We start from the raw sequence: 223 nt of genomic DNA, 5'->3' as shown, positions 1-223 counted from the left end.
CAAAGCCAAACCGTTACCACCACCGTCAAGGCAGACGGCAGCTACAGCGTAGACGTGCCCAAAGCCCTGCCCGACGGCGGCTACACCGCCGAAGCCTCGGTGAAAGACCCCGCCGGCAACGAAGGCAAAGCCAAAGACAACGGCTCGGTCGACACCACCGCCCCGATGATCAGCGTAGACGCGCCGGACAACAGCAGCGACAACACCCCGACCATCAGCGGCA

General features: G+C 64.1%; 1 protein-coding gene. It reads left to right on the top strand.

Translation table 11 applies throughout. The annotated features are described in order from the left end of the window. The coding region (locus IR141_RS13220; RefSeq protein WP_167743258.1) for an Ig-like domain-containing protein at positions 1-223 on the top strand (223 nt) is incomplete at both ends.

It is taken from the genome of Neisseria sp. 19428wB4_WF04 (assembly GCF_015235335.1).
Lineage (GTDB): Bacteria > Pseudomonadota > Gammaproteobacteria > Burkholderiales > Neisseriaceae > Neisseria > Neisseria musculi.
The sequence above is the reverse complement of the archived record's forward strand: the minus strand, read 5'-3'. Positions and strand labels throughout refer to the sequence as shown.